General features: G+C 66.9%; 21 protein-coding genes. 9 read left to right on the top strand and 12 right to left on the bottom strand.

Translation table 11 applies throughout. The annotated features are described in order from the left end of the window. Positions 1-233 precede the first annotated feature (233 nt). Complete coding sequence (locus AB2L57_RS01070) at positions 234-1,139, bottom strand: TIR domain-containing protein (protein ID WP_409047882.1); 906 nt, start codon at positions 1,137-1,139, stop codon at positions 234-236. Positions 1,140-1,690: 551 nt separating this feature from the next. Here AB2L57_RS01070 and AB2L57_RS01065 point away from each other — a divergent pair. Genes AB2L57_RS01065 through AB2L57_RS01055 form a run of 3 tightly spaced genes read left to right on the top strand, consistent with a single transcriptional unit; the run spans position 1,691 to position 3,500 of the window. Continuing rightward, a complete protein-coding gene (locus tag AB2L57_RS01065; RefSeq protein WP_409047881.1) occupies positions 1,691-1,912 on the top strand; it encodes a hypothetical protein in 222 nt (73 codons plus the stop codon). Then, positions 1,909-2,919 (top strand): zeta toxin family protein, encoded by a 1,011-nt coding sequence (locus tag AB2L57_RS01060; RefSeq protein WP_409047880.1) that lies wholly within the window; start codon positions 1,909-1,911, stop codon positions 2,917-2,919. The genes AB2L57_RS01065 and AB2L57_RS01060 overlap by 4 nt, the downstream gene beginning before the upstream one ends. Next, positions 2,916-3,500: a recombinase family protein gene (locus AB2L57_RS01055; RefSeq protein ID WP_409047879.1), complete on the top strand. Its 585-nt coding sequence runs from the start codon at positions 2,916-2,918 to the stop codon at positions 3,498-3,500. The genes AB2L57_RS01060 and AB2L57_RS01055 overlap by 4 nt, the downstream gene beginning before the upstream one ends. A 28-nt stretch (positions 3,501-3,528) precedes the next feature. On the opposite strand, the gene AB2L57_RS01050 is transcribed toward AB2L57_RS01055, so the two are convergent. From AB2L57_RS01050 to AB2L57_RS01020, 7 genes are all read right to left on the bottom strand, one after another. Beyond that, positions 3,529-4,521, bottom strand: coding sequence for a nucleotidyl transferase AbiEii/AbiGii toxin family protein (locus tag AB2L57_RS01050; RefSeq protein ID WP_409047878.1), 993 nt, complete (start codon positions 4,519-4,521; stop codon positions 3,529-3,531). Next, entirely contained in the window at positions 4,514-5,080 is a 567-nt protein-coding gene (locus AB2L57_RS01045) for a type IV toxin-antitoxin system AbiEi family antitoxin domain-containing protein (protein WP_409047877.1), read from the bottom strand. Before AB2L57_RS01045 ends, AB2L57_RS01050 begins: the two co-directional genes overlap by 8 nt. A 297-nt stretch (positions 5,081-5,377) precedes the next feature. Then, positions 5,378-5,596, bottom strand: coding sequence for a hypothetical protein (locus AB2L57_RS01040; protein ID WP_409047876.1), 219 nt, complete (start codon positions 5,594-5,596; stop codon positions 5,378-5,380). 35 nt (positions 5,597-5,631) lie between these two features. Continuing rightward, positions 5,632-5,940: a hypothetical protein gene (locus tag AB2L57_RS01035; protein WP_409047875.1), complete on the bottom strand. Its 309-nt coding sequence runs from the start codon at positions 5,938-5,940 to the stop codon at positions 5,632-5,634. Then, positions 5,937-7,049: a hypothetical protein gene (locus AB2L57_RS01030; RefSeq protein ID WP_409047874.1), complete on the bottom strand. Its 1,113-nt coding sequence runs from the start codon at positions 7,047-7,049 to the stop codon at positions 5,937-5,939. The genes AB2L57_RS01035 and AB2L57_RS01030 overlap by 4 nt, the downstream gene beginning before the upstream one ends. Continuing rightward, a complete protein-coding gene (locus AB2L57_RS01025) occupies positions 7,046-7,525 on the bottom strand; it encodes a hypothetical protein (protein ID WP_409047873.1) in 480 nt (159 codons plus the stop codon). Before AB2L57_RS01025 ends, AB2L57_RS01030 begins: the two co-directional genes overlap by 4 nt. Further along, positions 7,522-8,181 carry a ParA family protein gene (locus AB2L57_RS01020; protein ID WP_409048657.1) on the bottom strand — a complete coding sequence of 220 codons (660 nt, stop codon included), beginning with the start codon at positions 8,179-8,181 and terminating at the stop codon, positions 7,522-7,524. The genes AB2L57_RS01025 and AB2L57_RS01020 overlap by 4 nt, the downstream gene beginning before the upstream one ends. A gap of 138 nt (positions 8,182-8,319) precedes the next feature. On the opposite strand from AB2L57_RS01020, the gene AB2L57_RS01015 reads away from it, so the two are divergent. The 3 genes from AB2L57_RS01015 (at position 8,320) to AB2L57_RS01005 (ending at position 10,525) form a co-directional block, all read left to right on the top strand. Next, positions 8,320-8,898 (top strand): hypothetical protein, encoded by a 579-nt coding sequence (locus AB2L57_RS01015; RefSeq protein ID WP_409047872.1) that lies wholly within the window; start codon positions 8,320-8,322, stop codon positions 8,896-8,898. Positions 8,899-9,156: 258 nt separating this feature from the next. Beyond that, complete coding sequence (locus tag AB2L57_RS01010; protein WP_409047871.1) at positions 9,157-9,390, top strand: hypothetical protein; 234 nt, start codon at positions 9,157-9,159, stop codon at positions 9,388-9,390. Then, positions 9,377-10,525 carry a tyrosine-type recombinase/integrase gene (locus AB2L57_RS01005; RefSeq protein WP_409047870.1) on the top strand — a complete coding sequence of 383 codons (1,149 nt, stop codon included), beginning with the start codon at positions 9,377-9,379 and terminating at the stop codon, positions 10,523-10,525. The genes AB2L57_RS01010 and AB2L57_RS01005 overlap by 14 nt, the downstream gene beginning before the upstream one ends. Before the next feature lie 99 nt (positions 10,526-10,624). Here the strand turns inward: AB2L57_RS01005 and AB2L57_RS01000 are convergent, their stop codons facing one another. From AB2L57_RS01000 to AB2L57_RS00990, 3 genes are read right to left on the bottom strand one after another with little or no spacing between them, the layout of a single operon-like run. After that, positions 10,625-11,089, bottom strand: coding sequence for a hypothetical protein (locus AB2L57_RS01000; RefSeq protein WP_409047869.1), 465 nt, complete (start codon positions 11,087-11,089; stop codon positions 10,625-10,627). Between the two features lies 1 nt (position 11,090). Continuing rightward, complete coding sequence (locus AB2L57_RS00995) at positions 11,091-11,510, bottom strand: hypothetical protein (protein ID WP_409047868.1); 420 nt, start codon at positions 11,508-11,510, stop codon at positions 11,091-11,093. A gap of 58 nt (positions 11,511-11,568) precedes the next feature. Beyond that, on the bottom strand, positions 11,569-12,354 hold the full coding sequence (locus AB2L57_RS00990) for a TIGR04255 family protein (protein ID WP_409047867.1): 786 nt from the start codon (positions 12,352-12,354) through the stop codon (positions 11,569-11,571). A gap of 551 nt (positions 12,355-12,905) precedes the next feature. On the opposite strand from AB2L57_RS00990, the gene AB2L57_RS00985 reads away from it, so the two are divergent. The 3 genes from AB2L57_RS00985 to AB2L57_RS00975 are packed head-to-tail and all read left to right on the top strand — an operon-like array spanning position 12,906 to position 16,670. Further along, positions 12,906-14,456: a sugar transferase gene (locus AB2L57_RS00985; RefSeq protein ID WP_409047866.1), complete on the top strand. Its 1,551-nt coding sequence runs from the start codon at positions 12,906-12,908 to the stop codon at positions 14,454-14,456. Continuing rightward, complete coding sequence (locus AB2L57_RS00980) at positions 14,456-15,700, top strand: DUF1972 domain-containing protein (RefSeq protein WP_409047865.1); 1,245 nt, start codon at positions 14,456-14,458, stop codon at positions 15,698-15,700. Before AB2L57_RS00985 ends, AB2L57_RS00980 begins: the two co-directional genes overlap by 1 nt. Next, positions 15,687-16,670 (top strand): hypothetical protein, encoded by a 984-nt coding sequence (locus tag AB2L57_RS00975; RefSeq protein ID WP_292814647.1) that lies wholly within the window; start codon positions 15,687-15,689, stop codon positions 16,668-16,670. Before AB2L57_RS00980 ends, AB2L57_RS00975 begins: the two co-directional genes overlap by 14 nt. 23 nt (positions 16,671-16,693) lie before the next feature. On the opposite strand, the gene AB2L57_RS00970 is transcribed toward AB2L57_RS00975, so the two are convergent. Then, positions 16,694-18,076 carry a polysaccharide biosynthesis tyrosine autokinase gene (locus tag AB2L57_RS00970; protein ID WP_409047864.1) on the bottom strand — a complete coding sequence of 461 codons (1,383 nt, stop codon included), beginning with the start codon at positions 18,074-18,076 and terminating at the stop codon, positions 16,694-16,696. Between the last annotated feature and the right edge of the window lie 329 nt (positions 18,077-18,405).

Genomic DNA, 18,405 nt, shown 5'->3' with positions numbered 1-18,405 from the left:
CCGCCACTCGGTTCGACGACGAGCGTTTTACGCCAAACGCCGGCTGGTCATGCCAGTTCAAACGGTGAAGAGCAACGTCTCGCCGCAGTATGTTCGCGAGCACGGATTCTTGTCCGTAGCGAGAGGGGTATCCCCACAGCCTGCCTCCCGCACTGGGGAGCCTTCCGCCTCGCCTTCCCCGTCCATGGAGCGCCGGGCCGCTTGCCGATGCCCCTGCTCGAGTCGACCCCGATCTACCGCTCGGGGAACTCGCCGGCAGTGCGCCAACGATCGTCGTTGTCGCGCACTTCGAGGTCGCAGTTGCGCAACCTCGTAATGAGCTGTCGACGGCTGTCGATATCGTTGGTCAGCCAAACGTAGTTCAGTCCGTCTATGTCGCTCAGCGGGCGAACATCCCCCACACGGACGAGAACGGTTCCGTTTTGATTGAGGGCCATCGCCCATCCCGCCTCGAAGACGACGTTCTGCCGCGCCTGTCCGGTGGGCCGAGCTTCGCGCGGGTCATCGCGTGTCGCGTCGTAGAAGCCCGACTTCACGTAGCCTTCGTCGTCCGGCGTCATCAGCACTATGACTGCGTCTGAGATGCCTATCCCCGCGCGGACGATATCGAGCGTGTGCGGCGTGCCCCCACCTGCGCTCCGAGTCGCCTCATCCCAGGTGACCACGCGCAAGTCAAGCGCTGTTAGGAGCGAAATGAGAGCGTTGTAGGCGCTCGCATCGCGCCCCCGAACGACAAAGATGTATCGCTTGGCGTGCGTTGTGGATGTTCTAGTCGCGGGGGGCGCGGTCGTGCCGGGTCGCGCGAACGCGCGCTCTCTCGGTTTCGCCGCTGACGTCTTTGCGCCGAAGCCATTGTCGTAGTTGCGATAGAAGTCGGTCGACGCAGCGTGCCCGCGGCGGAAGGAGTTGGATAGCCCGGAGTGCGGGTTCGCGAGGTACTCAACTAGGTCCGGCAGGGCGCCGCGGTCGCTTAGCTGCTGGACGAGGTAGGTAGCCTTGCTCAGCTTGTTGGAGCTCATGTTCGGAGTCAGCCGTTTGACCTCGTACCGGGTGAAGAGGCTATCGAGAACCGTGTGGGTGGTCTCGTCTTCCAGAAGCTTGGCCAACGACTGCTTCGTCGCGCCGCTTACCTTCGTCATTAGGCGATGCTTCCGAGGCGCGGACGCTGCACGCGCCGAAGCCCGACGTAATCATCGAGGACGCTTCTTGCGCGTCGCGCGGCAACCCAGCCGGCCGCGCCCTGCGGAAAAACTCCCAAAGAACGAGAGTGGACATACGTAGACTGAGCCAGCCGATCCGCTGCGGTCACGGATTCCCCTCCCGGTCCAATCAAGGCGTGTGGGCGCCAGCCTATCCAACGGAACGGCAGCAACAATCGCATGCGGCACACGGGGATCAGGATTGGGCGCCGGCACACGACGTTCATTCTTTGCGCAATTGGTGATCCGTCACCGCGACTCCGGTCGACGCTTGAACCATCCCCATGCGGGCGATGCCGAAGAAGTCGACCGCCAGCGTCTCAGACCGCCCTGTCGCTCAGCGGCCGGTCCGGCCACTCGCTCCTACCGCTGACATTTTCATCAGAGTGGGGCGACAGAAGCCGAATGTCCGAAACTCAGGGGAAGACCTTTTCGACTACGGCTAGCATGATCCGTAGGAGGCACGATTGGCTGGGATCTCGGCGTGGCGAGTGAACGATGTGGTCGCGTACGACGCGATGCGCGAGTCGGCGACGACGCTCATTGCGCTTCTGCTCGGAGCGACCCGCCACGATCCCGACCTAGCTCAGACTGACGTCGCGCAGCTGCGGGAGGATGTGCTGGCTGTCGATGCGTACGACCGCGACGCGGTGAACACGCTCTCGGCACGCATCAACAGTCGCATCGCGGACCTGTCTCGAGAGTCGCCGTGAGCGAGTGGGAGCTCGGGGCCGATTCCCGGGACGAGATCCTTCGGCGCAGCATCCTGCCGCTCTACTTCCCTGACCTTCCTCCGACGGAGGACTCGCCGACTCTGATCCTGCTTGCAGGTCAGCAGGGCGGGGGAAGGTCTCGAGCATCGCGTGGTCTGCTCCACGAACACGGTCCTGATCTCGCCGTGGTCACCGGTGATGACCTTCGCGCGTTCCACCCCCGCTTCATCGAGATCACCGCGACGCGGGCACCAGAGGCTCGCGAGGCTCTCGCACGCGTAACCGCCCGGTGGGTGCGCGACTGCATCCGGCATGCGCGGGAGAACCGGCGCTCACTGGTGCTCGAGGGGGCGTTTCAAGATCCGTCGATCGCGGTCGGCACGGCTGACCGGTTCGCGGCCGAGGGCTTCCAGGCGCGGGTCGTGGTCGTGACGTCGCGGCGCGCAGAGAGTCTGTTGTCGGTCGCGTCGCTCTACCTCCGCGACGTGCGGGCCGGGACTCTGGCACGGTGGACAAGTCGCGAGACGCACGATCGGGGATTCGATGCGACGCGGGCACTGGTCGCCGCGCTCGAGGACGCGGCATCCGTCGATCGTCTCACTGTGCTGGGCCGTGACGGGCGCACGGCGTTCGATGCGCACCGCGCCGATGGTGGGTTCGACGGCGCGAGCGCCGCGCTCGTGGCTGCGCAATCGGCACGGCTGAGCCGGTTCGATGCGACGCAGTGGTTGAGCGAGCTGCACCACGTGACAGAGTTCGCGGTATCCCGGCGTGATCTGCCGCGCGGAGTGACGGAGTTGCTGGTGGATCTGCATGAGACGGCGCTGCGTGAGGTCATTCCCGAATTGCACGTTCCGGCGGATGGGAAGTTCGCGACCGTGATCGAGCAGAAGACGGTGGCTGGTTTGGTGACGCTGCGCCGTTCTTTGCAGCGGGAACCGTCGGTGGATGTCGCGGCTCCGGTGATCGCGCCGGCGGGGCCGGAGCGTGGGGGCGTGTCGCGGTGACGCGGCTGGCCGGCTACACGCGGGAACTGGCTTCTGGAGCCGGGACCAGCGCGGATGCCGAGCAACTGGCCCGAGCCGGAGCGGCGCCCGTCTTCGCGGATGAGGAATTGGCCGGCGCTCGCCGGTCCCCGGGGTTGCAGGAATGTCTGGAGTTCCTTGAGCCGGGTGACACGCTGCTGGTGACGAGCGCGGCGATACTGGCACCGACGGTCCCGCAGTTCCTTCGGGCGATGAGCGACATAGCGGGCCGGGGTGCCGGGTTTCGTTCGTTGAGCGAACCGGCGCTATCGGCGCGCGTGGGTGTCGCTGCGGACCCGGCCGAAGTGTTCGCGGCGCTGGAGGCGCTGCGGCGCCGGTTGGTGAGTCTGCAGACACAAGCGGGGATGGCCTCGGCGGCGAGCGAAGGGCGCCGACCCGGGCGGCCGACAGTGATGACCCCGGAGCGGATCGCGATGGCGGTGGAGCTACGGAACCTCGGCCGGCCGGTCACGCACATTGCCCGGGTGCTCGGGGTGAGTGCGAACGCGGTGCAGCGTGCGCTTGCGTCCACTCCTGCGGCGGAACCCACCCAGAGGCTATGAGCGACAGCGAGACATCACGCTTCGACGGTCAATTCCTTCGCGCATTGAGAAGGTACTGGGTCCGCACGCAGGTCAGGATCGGCTGAGCGCGGCGATCCACGCGTTGACCTGGTCGACGGCTTCTCCCAGCGGGAGGGTGAGCGATCCGGACGCGGCTGCGCGCTGATAGTCGTCGGCCCAGTGTGGATGGCCGGTGACTTCGGCTGGCCAGCTTCGGGGGCGTGAGGCCGAGCTGAAGGGCTTCGGCGGCGCGGCTGTGGAACACCGCGGTGGCAGCGTCGTTGATCTCGCGCAGGGTTGGCGTGCCGGTTTCGGCGGCGAGATCGCGCAGGAGCAGCAGGTCGATGACGTCGCGGGCGCGATCATTGACCGAAGCGGGCGGGTCGTGGGGGTCGGTGACGGCGTGCAGCTTCTGTGCGATCTGATGCCGTATCGCGATCCCGACGATCGCGTCTGGATCGGGCAGCCCGAATCCGCCCAGCGCGGGTGCCGCGATCGACTCCGATGCGTCGCCGATGTGCGCTTCGTCGGGCGCGATCTCGAAGTGGATGCGACGCCAGGTCACGCCGCGCAGTTCGAGGTAGATGTCGAATCGGCGGGGCTTGGCGATCCGCGTGGCGACGTTGATTACTTCTACCGGGCCGCGGCGGAGTGTCAGCGGGCCCCACGGGGTGGCGAGCACGGTCTCGAGTGCGAGGAGGAATGCGTCGATGTCCCCGCGGATGAGTCGGTCGATGTCTCTGGTAGCGCGGACGGTGTTGTGCAGCCGATGCTGCAGCAGAGTGCCGCCCTTGAGGAGGAATAGCTGGTGGCCTTCGTCGTCGACGGCACGCTGGACTGCTGCGACCGCCACCGACGACGCGATGAGCCAGCCCAGCCGCCCCCGGTCGGTCTCGGAGTCGAGTTGTCGTTCTGCTTGGGCGATCCAGGTGTTCAGGATGCTCGCGGAGGCCGGGGGCTTCGCCTTGGGTGCGAGGTTGCGGAGCCTGGCGGTCTGGTGTGACGCGAACGGTTCAGCCATGCCGCGTGTCCAGTCGTGCTGTCAGTGCGTCTCGTTCGGCTGTGGTGAGCCGGCCCTGCTCGTGCCCGTTCTGGAGCGCTTGTCGCAGCAGGTACGTGGGTGTGCCGTACCCGATGCACTGGGCGATCGCGGTGGCGGCGGTGACAGTCGGCACTTCTTGCCACCAGCCGAGCTGTGCCGGGTCGAGGTCTTCGTAGTGCACCTCGTAGCCTTGCCCGTCGCTGCGACGCAGCCGACGGTGTTTGCCGACGGTGACGTGAATGACGTTCGGGTTGATGTCGCTGATCCGGTACACGTCAAGTGCCGTCTCGTGGCTGAGTGCCGCCTCGGGTGCCCTGGTCCAGAGCACAGCGAGCATGTACGGGTCGGCCTCGCCCACGGGATATTTGGGGAAGCGGTAGACGCCGAACGCGGCCCGCTCCACCGTGCCGCGGCCGACCAGTTTTTGGAGCGTCTCCTTGCCGACGCCGACGTCTTTCGCCTGCTGCGCGGTGACGAAACCATGCTGCGCCGTCGCGATCTCCCAGAGATCATCGCGGGCCAGCGTTCGCGTCGACATGTCAAAAGTATACCGAAACCGTCCCCTGTTTGACGGATTGGGAGTTGCTTTCTCGCTGTCGACTGCTCCTCCGGTGTCTTCCTGGCAGTGGCTACAGATGCTCCCGGAGGGGTGCGCAGTGCCGAGTCCGAGGATTACCGGACTGAGCGCAGCGAGGGAGGATATGCCGCAGGGCCGGAACGGAGCAACCCGTGAGGGAGCTACCATCGGCCGCCAGGAGAGGCCCGGCCTCGGCGCCGCTCCCTTCTCCCTTCGGCAATCGCGCCTCTGCGCGGGCGCGCGGCCGCGCGATTGTGGTCATGTCGACGCTGTCGCGTCGAACGGATAGGTGGCGAGCGTGACCGCGGCCGCGCTCGTGATCACCACGAGGATGAGGATGACGCCGGCGATGTGTGCGGCGTCTTTGAGGCGACCGCGCAGGAGGTGCCTGGCGAGGACCGGCAGCAGCGCCACGGTCGTGATGGACGCGATCGTCGCGAGTGCGATCAGTGCCCCGAGGTGTGCGGGGATGCTCATGGTTGCGTTCCTTCCGTAGGCCGGATACCGGTGTTTCAGGTGAGCTGATCAACCGCGCCGTCGTCACCACTCAAGGCAGAGAGGCGGCGGATGAATGCCTGCCGATCGGCGGCCGGGGTGGTGATCAACGTGGCGATAGTCACGCGGAATTCTGCGAGCAACTCCGCGGAGAGTGCTCGGAGCGGGGCGAGGCACCAGGCAACGTCTTCGGCGATGTCCCACCCGAGTTCGTCGAGGTGCTTGTTCGGGTGGTAGGTGAACGCGCAGATCGCGACCCGGTAGACGGTGGCATCGGTGTGGGCGCGGTCGATCATGGTCGCGTCGGTGTTCGGGGTGGCGGTCATCGGTTCATTCCTGTCGTGTTCGTGATGGTGGGGGTCAGCATGGGGTGTGGCGCGGCGGGGTCCACGTGCGGGGTACGGCGCGGCGGGTTGCGGCGGAGCCGGTCGTTGACCTGCCTGCCGATCGCGTCCAACCGCGCGTTCTCTTCCGCATCGCGTTCCGCGCGGCGAGAGGGTTGCGCGGCGAGTGCAGCCCGAGCTTCGCCGAGTCGGCTGCGACGGGCGACAGTAAAGTCGGTGGCGAGGGCGTGCTCGAGCCGGGCGCGCGCATTGTCCCGCGCGAGTGCCGCGAGGAGCACTTCCGGGGTCTGCTCCAGCGCTGCGAGTTGGTGCCGCAGGTGGGCGACCTCCTCCGGGGATCGCAGGCGGCTGAAGAACTCGTCGGCGGCGACGGTATTGGCCCGACGTTCCCCCGCCGAGGTGGTGTGGATCCGCCGCGGTGGCAACCCGGCATCCTTTCGTCGCTTTTCCCGTTGCTTCCAGGAGCGGTTTCGCGCCAGCACGGCGTCCCGGTTCGCCGCGTAGTGGGCGCGCTTCTGTGCCTTGAGCTGTTCCGCGTGGGCGGCGTAGTAAACGCGCTGCGCGACCCGGTTCGCTTCTGGGTTCTCCCGCCGCCGTGCCCGGAGCTTCGCGTTCTGTTCCTCCTTGTGCGCTTCCCGCCACCGCCGCTGCCTCTGCACCTGTACTGTCCGGAACCCCTCCGGGTTCTCGGCGAGCTTGCGGGCGCGCCACTGCCGCGTGTACTCGTGGTGCTGTTCCTTGTGCGCCTCGTAGTACTTCTTCGCCGAGGACTTCTTGTTGTCCTGCTGGCGATGCTCTTGCGCCTTTCGCTGGTGGTAGCCCTTCATGTACTCGCGTTTCTGCTGCAGCACTTCGTCACGGTGCGCGGCGTCGTACGCGGCGCGATATTCCCGGATGTGGTCGGCGTTCCGTTCCCGCCACGCCCGCTTGCCTTCCCGGATCTGGTCGGCGTGCGACGCCCGGTACGCTCGCCTCTGTTCCCGGAGCCGGTCTGTGTCTCGCTCGCGATACACGCGGCCCCGCCCCCGCCCGCCTTCTGCTCGCGCCGCGCGCTCCTCTTCGGGCTCCGGACGTCGCCCCTGCTCGGTCATGATCCGCCGTCCGCGCCGGCGCGATGCCGCGCGAGGTCACGCGGTGCGGACGTGCGGGAGACGGGAAGGTCCGGCCTCCCATTCTCCGGGAACTCGGAAGAGGGGAAGCCCGGGGGTGCCGCAGCACCGCCGTCCGGAAATGCGGGACTCCGGAGCGTCCGGACTGCGGAAGTCACGGAGTTCCGCAGTTCGTCCTCGGTGGAGCCGTACAGCTCGTCGGCGTGGGTGAGGAGCAGGTCGATCGCGACGCGAATGAGGGTGTTCTCGGTGATCCGCTCACTCTTCGCGGGCCGGCGCTGCATCAGGGCTTTCGCGAGCGCGGTGAGCGCGGCATCCTGATCCCGCCGCACCCGCGCGTCTTTGCGCGTGAGTCGCGCGAACTTCGCCAGCCTGCGCTCTTCCGCGGGAGTCTCGGCCTCGACGCGCGCGCGGGCATCGTGCAGTTTCCCGGCGAGATCGACTCTGCCCATGCTCACCACCGCCCTGCCAGGGTCGGGATGGCCTGCGCGGCCATCTCGATGCCGACCCGGGTGACGTCGGCGATCGTTCCCGCAGTACGGCGGTTGTCGCGGAGGTTCGTCACGAGCTGACCCAGGATCGGGGCATCCGACTGCGTCTTGTACTGACGCAGATACGCGTCGAAACGAGGGACGCCCCACGTCGTGTCGAGCAGGTCCTGCCAGGTGTGCAGCTGGGACGGGATGCGCGCGTCGATGCGGTTCAGGAGCACCGCGTGCCGGAGCCGCCGCGGTTCGATCAGGCGACTGATCGTCCGCATCGTCGGTTCCACTGCGAGGGGCTCGGGCGTCAACGGGACGACAACGTAGTCGGCCGCGTCGAGCACCGATTCGAGCACGGGTGTGTCGTCGAGAGCTCCTGGGGTGTCGACGAGCACGAAGTCGTACTCGACCCGCAACTCCCGCAGCCCCGTGAGCGCTTTCGGGTTCTGGCTACCAGCGAAGTCGAACGGGAGTCGTTCGTGGAGATTCTCGGCCCACCACACGGTCGACTGCTGTCGGTCGACATCGACAACGAGCACCCGGTGACGGCGTGACAACGCCGCGCCGAGCTGCATAGTGACGGTGGTCTTGCCAACGCCGCCCTTCTGGTTCGCGATCGCGATGACCTTCATCTTCGGCACTTCCGATCTGTTGGACTTGCGGATCTGAATTGGTACTAGACATCAGTACATGCCTTAGTCGTATAGTTAGTCAAGAGCAATCTGCGGAACGCCAACGCGGTAAGGCAAACTGAGGAGGTGAAGGTCGACGTGAAGACAACCGACGGGCAGCCAATGTCCGGGCTCGCGATCACGCAGCCCGTCGGTACCGCGTTGCGCATAGCCCCCGGCTTCGTCGCCACGGCGTCGGATGACGCCTCTGGCGTCGAGACAACGATCGAGGCGCATTACAACCCGCAGCGCGGGCGGTACATCGTCACGACGATCGTGAACCGCGCGGTCAGCGACGAGTTCGACGAGGACAAGCTCCGCCACACTGCTCCGCAGGCGATCCTGCAGGCAGCCATCCCGCACTGCATTGCCGTGCAGTTGGACGATGCGCAGCATGTCTCGTGGCTGACGATCGCGGATCTCACCACCAGTGAGGGGCGCATCATCCCGCCATGGATGGCGCAAGCCGTCGTGAAGCGCGGCATGAAAGAGGAGCGGTGGGAGGTCATCGAGATCCTGTACGGCGCATCCGCACTCTCGGATCAGCCGCCGGTCAAGATGATCGCGCTCGAGCTCAACGTTCCCGAGCGCACCGCCTCGGACTGGATCAAGAAGGCGCGCGGCGCCGGACGCCTGGTCGGAATGACATCAAATGTCGGTCGACCGGTGAGTGACTAGTCCCCCGATCACCGCGCCCACCGCAGTGGCCCTTGACCACATCAGTGCCGCCGCCGCTCTCGGGATCAGCCCATCACGGCTACGCCACCACGTTGGCCTCGGTGACCTCACCCCGCACTTCTCCGGCACCAAGCCGCTCTACTACCGGGTTGCGCGCCATCAATGCGCCGCATCCATACGGCTGCATTTCAACCTGCCCCCGCAACACTCGTCGCGAGAAGCCATCTCGCGTTCCACGGAAGATTCGAGGAGGTCGCAATGACGTTGGAAGCATCACCATTCGCCGACATCGACGAACAACCGATCCGCTCCGCCTACCTCGACCGGCGGGAAGCAGCCACATACTGCCGCGTGCCGATTTCGACATTCGACTCGCTACGCCGCCGCAACCAGATCCCGCACCCGGATGCCGAGATGGGCAAGCACATGCTCTGGAAGCGCACCACTCTCGACGAGTTCCTCGAAGCCGGAGGCACCCGTGACTTCCGGTGAGGCTCATACGCCTCGCATCGACCCCAAGACCCGTCGGACACTTCCTGAAGGCATTCGATACCGCGCAGACCGCGGCGGCAAGTACCAGGTCCGCGTGTGGGGCGTCGGGCGCGACGGCGAGTGGAAAGAACGGGCCACCCTCGTCGACACCCTCAAGGAGGCGAAGGCGCTGCGAGCCGAAAGCGTCGCACGCCAATTCCCCGAAGGCTCGATGAAGCTCGAAGACTGGCACGAGAGATATTGGCCGGCGATCCGGAACAGCGTTCGACCCGCTACCGCGCGAGCGTACGAACGGGGTTGGCGTCTGCGAGTCAAGCCGTGGCTCGGCCACCGCAGACTTGAGACGATCACCGCCGGCGATGTCGAGCAAGCGCTCACCGAGTGGACGGGCGGGGCTTCCACGAAGATCGACGCGCTCGCGGTCCTGAGCCGCCTCCTCGACGGCGCGGTGCGCGCCCAGCTCATTTCGATGAACCAGGCACGCCTCGCGCGGCGGCCAGTCGCGGACCCACAGCTCAACCTCCGATCGCGCGCACTCACGCTGGGAGAGGTTGGCGTCGTGTTGAGCGCCGTTCCGGCTGGTCCCTATCGCAACTACCTTGCCGGCCTCATTTACACGGGAATGCGTGCCAACGAAGCAGCCGCACTACAGGTCGGTGACGTCGACCTCACAGCGCGGACAATCCACGTCCACCGGAGCTTCAGCGTCGACCTCGACGGCCGGATCAAGGAATACACACCGAAGAGCCACAAGGAGAGAGACGTCCCGATCCCTTCCGCACTCGTCCCGCACCTCACAGAAGCGATGAAGGAAAAGTCACGGTCGGCGCTCGTTTTCACCGGACCGAAGGGCGGTCGGATCAACGGATCAAACGTCCGAAGAGCCGTCAGATGGGATGCTCTCAAAGCGCTCCTCGACCGTGACGACTACCGCATTCACGATCTCCGCCACACGTTGGCGACGCTCTTGTTCGACGGCGGCGCCTCTGCGAACGACGTGCAAGCCATCATGGGGCACTCCACCCTTCAGATGACCGAGCGCTACAGCCGCGCGAGGTCGGACGCGGCGCGGCGCGGGGCGGAGAGGCTGGATGGGTTGTTCGGGGGACCATCCCGAAGTGGGCCGTCCTTGTGACAACGCGCATGCTCGTACGGCTGGCGGCGGGCAACGTTGCGGAGCGTCTGGTCCTCGATGGGGCTGCCCCTGCCTCATCAAACGTTGCGGGAAACCGCATCATGGCACTCTGAAGACGCGCCTTGCGAGTTGGTGAATGGCCTGCCGTCGTTTCGTCTTCGAGCCGTAAACGCCGTGATGCTCGATCAGGGTGTGCGCCGGATTGAACGGCGGAGGCGGATCGAGGCGGTCAGGGACGACTCGGAACTCCTGTCCGATTTCCGTGGCAAGGCCTGACTCGAACTGGTCGACTTCACAACACTTTGCCGCGGCGAGAGCCGAGTACTGACGAGTAGCGATCGCGCCCGGGCGTAGGCCAAGTTCCACGATGACTCGCTCCCTGAAGACAGAGCATCCGTCGTCATCGAAGCGGAGCGCGTGGCCCTTGAGTCTCGACTCCCCGGATTGTTCATCAACAGAGAGATTGTCGTAGTGGGCTGGGTCGCGTTCGTCGAAACGCCGCCAGATCACTTCTTTCCCATCGACAGCGGCGCCGACAGGGGACGAAGCCGTCGCCCCGCTCACGCTACGTCAGCGAAATCGGGTGAGCTACGTGTGACGAGAGTCGAGCCAGAAAGGATCGCGCCGCGGGAATGACATCGCTAGACGCCGTCCACCAAGCAGTGACGGTTTTCTCGAACTCAACGCCCACGGCGACTGAGGATGCCGCGATCAAGATCTCGGTCTCGTCCTCATAATCGATTGTTAGTGACAGCCCACCGGCCAGCCATTCGACGAAGATCCCCCCGTCACCGTTAGACGAGATCTGAGGAGTGGCACTGCCGTCTTGAATTAGGGCGTTAATGAGCCGCAAAACCGTTGCATACGGGAAGTCGTCCCGCGCGCCCGTTCGTTCGGCAAGATCACGTAGCTCGCGGTGCGCAAAGGTAAGCAGCGCCCGACGCGATCGAACAGACGGCGCCGTGGAATCGGCGTTGTACGTCAAAGACGTCTCAAAGTACGGAGCAGCCTCAGGAACAAGATTCTCTCGGTGGAGAGTAAGACTAGGACTCACCCGGACCCCTCCATTGGTTCGTAGCAGTATCTGACACTATCGCGAAGAACCCCTCCTTGGATGCATCGTGCGCGCGATCCACGAGTTGCAGGGCTTCCGTAGGCGCGAGATGTCTCCCGGCAAAGACCTTCGCAGAGACAGTCAGCATCGTCATCTCCGGAGACCCGGCCGGCTCGATCGATACCGTCAGCTGTCCGATGCCAAGCTCGTGGTCAAATTGCGAAACAACCTCGTACCGCTGCCCCACGACTCGTCCTGGTATTGCTCGGTCTGGCTGCCGAAACACCGCGTACGCGCTATGCAACCCGGCTTCGGCTGTGGGGATCTGATTGACGTACGAGAACTCTGCGACGAGCGGAACGATGTCAGCGCCTCCCTGCTTGGAGACGATATCGAGTAGGCGCTCGAACTCTGGACGTATCTGGCCGAGGTATCCCGGGTAGCTATCGTCAGCCACGACACGACGCCAGTTCAAGAGCAGTCGATCGTCCTGACTCTGCACAAGCCAGCTCTGATCTGCAGACGCAGCCCAGATCCGGACGGGCATAAGCCCCTCCCCCAACTGCATCTCGAAACCCGGACCCGGCTGACCCACAGGACGCGTAGGAGGCAACGCGCCCTGAGCAGTGACGGCCGGATATCGTCCACTCCATTTGTCGCTTTCACGCACGAGGGCAACGACATCCATCCCGCGAGGCCTGAACTCGATTCCAGCGACCGCCTCAACGACTGGCGGATGCGCGAGCGAACGCGCCAAAATGTCGTCAATAGCCACAGTGATGATGCTACCGGTCAGGCCGATGATGTAGCTGAGTGTTAAACAGCACCCACGAAGCGTGTGCCGGGAATGTGCCGGGAACTCCACCAGAACAACGACGAACAACGAGCACCAATGAGCACTCGAACCGCGGAATCATGCGGGCAATGAGTGCAAACAAGTACCCGAGAATCCCCCGCAACTAACTGAAAATCGTGAGGTCACGGGATCGACGCCCGTCGGAGCCACTGGGACCCTCGTGCGGCTTCTACGCACGGGGGTTTCTTCATGCCCGCGCGCGGAAACGCGGATGAACACGCGATGACCGCCGTGGGGCCGCTCGGCGACGATTTCGTTACACGCCGGACATGCCGCGATCTTCCCGCTCCGCGCGTCGTGCAGTACAGTGGCACAAGCGCACGGCGGTGGGACGCCGGTCTGCACTGGTCTGGGAGCCGGTGCGCGCAACTGGGGAGTAGGTCGACGCCTGGCGTCGATCGTGAGTGCTTTGGGGAAAGCATGCTAATTGGGGACGCGTGGGGACGCGTGCGGATTTCCGCATATACCCGATGACGGCTCTCGACAGAGCCGCCGCGCCGATCCGACCGCTCGCGGGTTTCGCGCCCGTCGCGGCGCGGAGTGTCGCGAGCCAGCCGCTGCAGACGACGGTCACGCCGCGCATTCAGCCCGCACTCGAGCGGCGTCGGCTGTGGGAGCGGCGCTACGTGCGACGCCTGCGCCTGACCGACACGGTCATCGTGCTGACGACCGTCGCGGCGGCCGCGATCCTGCCGATGATGGCGTGGGCTCCCGGCATCCTGGCCGATGATCCATGGATGCTGGCCCGTGTGCCCGTGCTCGTCGCACTGACCTGGCTCTCGGTGCTCGGACTGCTGCACACGCGCAAGCCCGGCATCCTCGGCTCCGGACCGACCGAGTACAAGCGCGTCGTGCACGCGACGGGACTCGCCTTCGGCGTGCTGGCGATCGTCTTCATCGTGTTCCAGTGGCAGGGCATGCGCGTCCAGCTGATCTTCGCGATGCCGATCGGACTCGTCGCCCTGCTCGTCGGCCGCTGGGCCTGGCGCAAGTGGCTGGTACGCCAGCGCCGGTTCGGTCACTACGCATCGCGGGCCATCATCGTCGGCGAGCCCGACGACATCGCCTACGTGGTGGGGCGCCTCCAGCAGGACGCCCTCCTGGGCTACGTCGTCGTGGGCACCGCGACCGCCGACGGCTCGCCCGAGCCGATCATCGTCGATGGACGTCGTCACGAGGTCGTCGCGACCACCCACACGGTCGCGACGGTCGCTCAGGAGCTGGATGCCGACACCATCATCGTCGCCAGCCAGCCCTCCGACGACCCCGACTACGTGCGGCGCCTCAGCTGGCAGCTCGAGGGACGCGCGGCGGAACTCGTGCTCTCGAGCCGCCTGACGGATGTCGCCGGCCCCCGGGTCTCGTTCCGCCCGGTCGACGGTCTTCCGCTGATCCATGTGCGCATCCCCGTCTACGAGGGCGGCCAGCACCTGCTCAAGCGCGCCCTCGATGTCGCGGTGGCGGCGACGGCCCTGCTCGTCCTGCTGCCGCTGCTACCGGTTCTGGCGCTCGCGATCGTGCTCGACTCCCCCGGTTCGGTCTTCTTCCGGCAGACGCGCGTCGGCCGCGACGGCCGCGAGTTCCGGATGCTGAAGTTCCGCTCGATGCGCGATTCGACCGACGCGGAGCTGGCCGCACTGCAGGCCGCGAACGAGGGCGCAGGACCGCTGTTCAAGCTCAAGGCAGACCCCCGGGTCACACGGATGGGGCGGTTCCTGCGCCGCCACTCGATCGACGAGCTGCCCCAGTTCTGGAACGTCCTCGTCGGCGACATGAGCATCGTCGGACCCCGACCTCCGCTCCCCCACGAGGTCACCTCATACGACGGCACCGTCTACCGCCGTCTCTACATCAAGCCGGGAATCACCGGGCCGTGGCAGGTGAGCGGTCGCAGCGACCTCTCCTGGGACGACAGCGTGCGGCTCGACCTGCGCTACGTCGAGAACTGGTCCGTGATGAACGACCTCATGATCATGTGGCGCACCGCCCAGGTCATGATCGATCCGAAGGGTGCCTACTGATGGTCCTCGAACACACTGACATCACGACCGCGGCCAAGGCCCCGGCATCCACCGCGCAGCGGACGCTCTCGATCGCCATGGTGGGCACGCGCGGCGTGCCGGCGGCATACGGCGGGTTCGAGACCGCGATCGAGGAGGTGGGGCGGCGCCTGGTCGACCGCGGGCACCGCGTGACGGTCTACACGCGCGGATCCGAGACCCGCGAGCGCACCTATCTCGGCATGGATCTCGTGCATCTGCCGGCGCTGCACCAGAAGCAGCTCGAGACGCTCAGCCACACGGGCCTGTCGACCCTGCACACCGTTTTCGGTCGGCGCCCCGACGCGGCGTTCGTCTTCAACGCCGCCAATGCACCCTTCCTGCCGGTGCTGCGCGCGCGCGGCATCCCGACCGCACTGCACATGGACGGTCTGGAGTGGAAGCGCTCCAAGTGGGGCGCGCGCGGCAAGGCCTACTACCGGTGGGCCGAGGAGTTCGGCGTGCGCACGGCGGATGCCCTCATCTCAGACGCGCCCGGCATCGCGGAGTACTACACGCACCAGTTCGGCGTGCCGACCGAGCTCATCCGCTACGGCGCCCCGATCCTCGGTGAGATGCCCGACGAGGGCGTGCGCGGTCTGGGCCTCGAGCCGGGCGGCTACCACCTCGTCGTCGCCCGGTTCGAGCCCGAGAACCACCTGCTCGAGATCGTGGAGGGCTACCGTCGCGGCACCGCGCGCCTGCCGCTCGTCGTCGTCGGATCGGCGCCCTACAGCGCCGAGTACACACGCCTCGTGCGGGATGCCGCAGCCGACGATCCGCGCATCGTCTTCCTCGGCGGCGTCTATGACCAGGACCTCCTCGACGCGCTGTATGCGCACGCGTACACCTACGTGCACGGACATTCCGTCGGCGGCACGAACCCGTCGCTTCTGCGTGCCATGGGCGCGGGTGCCGCCGTCGTCGCCTACGACGTGACCTTCAATCGCGAGGTGCTGGATTCGCAGGGCTGGTTCTTCGAGTCCGCGCGCGACCTCACGGCGCTCTTCGCGGGCGTCGAGGCCGACGCGGAGCGGGTCGCGCAGCTCGGGCTCAGCGCACGCGAGCGAGCGTCCGAGGTCTTCCGCTGGGACCGGGTGACCGACGACTACGAGTCTCTGGCGCGTCGACTCGCCGATGGCCGCAGCGTCCACGACGTCGCGCGGCGTGCACGCCGGGCGACGGGCGCGTGGTCGAGCCAGCCGAGCCACCATGCAGCCCGCTGAGTCACCGACCCCCACTCTCGCATTCGTCACCGTCGTCTTCGAGGCCGAGATCGGGCTGCTCGAGCTGCAGGCGCGCTCGCTGCGCGCGCACCTCGCGCCGGGCACCGCGTCGGCCATCGTCGTGCTCGACAACACCGCTCGAGGACTCTCCCGCCGGTCGCGGACGCGCATCGGTCGCGAGTACGGCGCGCTCGAGCCCCTCGTGTCGTACGTCCGCACCGCGGATCTCGGCGTCGGCGGTGCGGTCCACGGGTGGCGCAGCCAGCAGGCGGCCAAGCTCCTGATCGCGCGGCGCGTGCAGTCCTCCCATGTGGTCATCCTGGACGCCAAGAACCACCTGATCGCGGACGCCAGCGTCGACGACTTCGTCGGAGCGGATGGCATCCCCCGCGGCGGCACCCATTCCTACCTCGCACATCCGCTCCGCGATGAGCTGGAGCGCACGCTTCGCCATCTCGGCGCCGACGAGGCCGCGATCTCCGCCGCCGTCGCCGACTTCCCCCCCACCGCCACGCCGTTCGTCGTCGACACGAATGTCGTGCGCGCTCTGATCGATGACGTCGAGAGCTCGGCGGGCACGGGGTTCGCCGAGGCGTTCGAGCGCGCGGGCCTGCTGGAGTTCTTCCTGTACTCCGGCTGGGCTGCGCTGCATCGGCCCGGACGACCGGTGGTCGACGGCCGTCCCATCCCCGCCCCCGTCATCTGGCCGCGCCGCGCGCACCTCGACGGCGTGGAGGCGACGATCGCGGAGGTGCACGAGCAGGACGCGCTGTGGTTCGCGGTGCACCGACGCGTGCTCGCGCGCGGCGACCGCGACACGCGCCGACGCATCGAAACGTTCTGGGCGGAGCGGGGCCTGCTGACCCCGCGCGAGGCGCGCGCCTTCGTCCGACGCTTCCGTCTCAGGTACGCACCGCTCATGGCGAAGACCCGCGCGGTGGAGGCGGTCCGACGCCGCCTCGCATCGTGACCGGCGCGAGGCGGACGGGAGACTCAGCCCCGCGCGTCACCCTCGACCGCGGCATCCTCCGCGTAGTACGAGCGTCGGCGCCGGGCGACCTTGGCCTTGTTCAGCACCACGCCGAGGATGCGCGCACCCGATCCCTGCAGGATGCGCACGCTGTTGGCGAGCTGCGCGCGACGCGTGCGGGACGCGTCGACGACGACCACGACGCCGTCCATGAGCGGCGCGATCAGAGTGGCATCGGCGACGCTGATCACCGGCGGCGAGTCGACCACGACGTAGTCGTAGGCCGCCGATGCCTCGCGCAGGAGCTCGCGCATCGCGTCGGAGGTGAGGATCTCGGCCGGGTTGGGCGGAACGCTGCCGGAGGTGAGCAGGTCGAGCGTGGTGCTGCCCCACGTCATCTTCGCCACCTCGACGTCCACGTCGCCGACGAGGACGGTCGTGAGTCCCACAGCGCCCTCGACGCCGAAGTAGTCGGCGATGCGCGGCCGACGCAGGTCGGCGTCGATGAGGAGCACCCGGTGCTGAAGTCCGGCGAGCGTCAGCGCGAGGTTCGACGAGAACGTGGACTTGCCCTCGCTCGGGGTCGACGAGGTGACGAGGAGACACCGCGCGCTGTCGCTGACATTGGCGTACGACAGCGCGGCACGCACCCGCCGGAACTCCTCGGATGTGTGCCCCAGCGGCTCGCGAGCCACCACGAGCCCGCCCTCGCCACGCGTCCGGGTGACGGAGCCCAACAGCGGCGCGTCGACGACCTGCGCGACCACCGTCTCGTTGCGCACCCTCGTGTCGCCGAGGGTGATCGCCAGGGCGGCGAGCACGCCGACGACAAGACCCAGCAGGGCACCCAGCGCAGCATCCCGGGGCTTGTTGGGGATGGACTGCACCAGCGGGACGACGGCCTCGTCGATGACCTGGGCGGTGATGGTCGCAGCCCCCGCCGGACCCTTGGGCGCGACGTCGCGCACGACGTCCGTGAGGCTGTCGGAGACGGCGTTGGCGATCGCGGCGGCTTCATCGGGGTCGGTGGACGACGCCTGCACCTGGAGGATGACGGTGTCCTGAGGGATCGTGACCTCGACCGATCGCGCGAGCACGCGCGGCGTCGTATCGAGCTCGAGTTCGTCGATGACCGGATCGAGGACACGGGACGACGTCGCCAGCTGCGCGAACGAGAGCATCTGGTTCTGCGTGTACGTCGACCCCTGAGCGAGGTCGGACGCGCTGTTTCCCTGGTTGAGCGCGAAGTAGAGCGTCGCGGTGCTCTGATAGATCGGGGTCACCGTCGAGCTGAGCCCGTAGCCGAGCGCCCCGCCGAGGATCGTCAGACCGACGATCAGGAGCCAGAACTTGCGGATGGCCTCCCAGACGGTGGAAAGAGTCCACGCCGACGAGTCTGGCTTCACTGGGCGGTCCTTCGAGATGGGGACGGGCAACAGAATCGGTGCCGTCCTCGACCGGTCCGCAGCCCCCACCGCGACCGTCTCGGCCCCCGTCCGATGTTACAGTACCCCTCGCCGTTCACACGGAATCCGGGAGCAGGGGGAGTGCCGTGATCGCTCTCTGGTCGACCCTCGCGCGCGTCGGGACGATGGCGGTGTCGCTGGTGTGCGGCATCCTCACCGCACGTCTTGCCATCACGCAGGGCGGGGTGGAGTACTACGCCTTCCTCTCGCTGCTCGTGGCCCTGCCGAGCCTCGTCTCGTTCAGCGACCTGGGCACCGGCGCGGTCGTG

This window comes from Microbacterium sp. HA-8 (assembly GCF_046111165.1).
Lineage (GTDB): Bacteria > Actinomycetota > Actinomycetes > Actinomycetales > Microbacteriaceae > Microbacterium.
The sequence above is the reverse complement of the archived record's forward strand: the minus strand, read 5'-3'. Positions and strand labels throughout refer to the sequence as shown.